The organism is Vibrio sp. M260118, from assembly GCF_036533755.1.
Lineage (GTDB): Bacteria > Pseudomonadota > Gammaproteobacteria > Enterobacterales > Vibrionaceae > Vibrio.
Window position 1 is genome coordinate 1 of record NZ_JATABG010000628.1, and the last position, 1035, is coordinate 1035.

The window sequence follows — 1035 nt, forward strand, 5'->3', positions numbered from 1 at the left end:
AACATATTTTGTGATTTTCGGTAGTACCTTCTAGCAAACAGTGAGTTAATCTAGTGACTAAAGTTTGTTCATAACTCGGTTGAAGGTTGAGAGAACACAATGATTAAGAATGTTGTTTTTGATGTAGGTAATGTGATTGTTCGTTGGGCGCCGCTAGAGATCATTCGTCTTACTTTTGGTGATGTAGAGCAACCAGAAGCAATGGCTAAAAACGTCTTTATGAGTGATATATGGCTCGATCTCAATCGCGGTTTTTTAACCGAACAAGAAGCGAAGCTTCGCTACCAAGAAGAGTTAGATTTTACGGTTGATGATAGTCATCGCCTGTTTTACTACGTTAAGCGCTCTTTAATTGAGCTTTATGGCTCTGTCGCTCTAATAAACAAATTAAAATCTGCTGGCTATGGTGTTTACGCGTTGACTGACAACGTAACGGAGCTTGTCGACTACTTAAAAGAGGAATATGACTTTTGGCCCCTGTTTGATGGTGCGACAGTCTCGGCGGATCTCGGTTTGTTGAAACCTCAACCTGAAATCTATCAATCTCTGCTAACCTCAAACAACCTTGTAGCAGAAGAGTGTGTTTTCCTTGATGACATGCCACACAATGTGGAAGGCGCCAAGAGTGTAGGTATTGAAGCCATTCAGTTTTTCTCTGCAGCGCAAGCAGAGCAAGAGCTTAAAACCCTAGGTTTAAAATTTTAATAACCTTTAGTACTAGGGGAATCGATGGAAAAGTTAGCGCAAGATATATGGATATTTAATGGCAACTCGGTGCCATTCTTTGGCTTACCATACTCAACAAGAATGACAGTTGTGAGACTGAGTAGTGGTGAACTATGGGTTCTCAGCCCAATTAAACTAACACCTGACATTCAAAATCAAATAGACGAACTCGGCGCAGTGAAATATCTGATCGCACCTAACCACTGATTGAGCTACAGATCGCGTCGTTAGTTGGATTAATGGTTCTCGGCACAATAGGCTCGGTGTTTATTCAGGGTTTTAAGCTAACTAATGAGAGAAGTAAGCAAC

Annotated in this window: 2 protein-coding genes; both read left to right on the forward strand. The window is 41.1% G+C overall.

Annotated elements, in window-relative coordinates; genetic code table 11:
- The first annotated feature begins 99 nt into the window (after positions 1 to 99).
- Positions 100 to 705, forward strand: coding sequence for an HAD family hydrolase (locus QTO00_RS20140; protein ID WP_331426330.1), 606 nt, complete (start codon positions 100 to 102; stop codon positions 703 to 705).
- Positions 706 to 729: 24 nt separating this feature from the next.
- On the forward strand, positions 730 to 933 hold the full coding sequence (locus tag QTO00_RS20145; RefSeq protein ID WP_331426331.1) for a DUF4336 domain-containing protein: 204 nt from the start codon (positions 730 to 732) through the stop codon (positions 931 to 933).
- Positions 934 to 1035 lie beyond the last annotated feature (102 nt).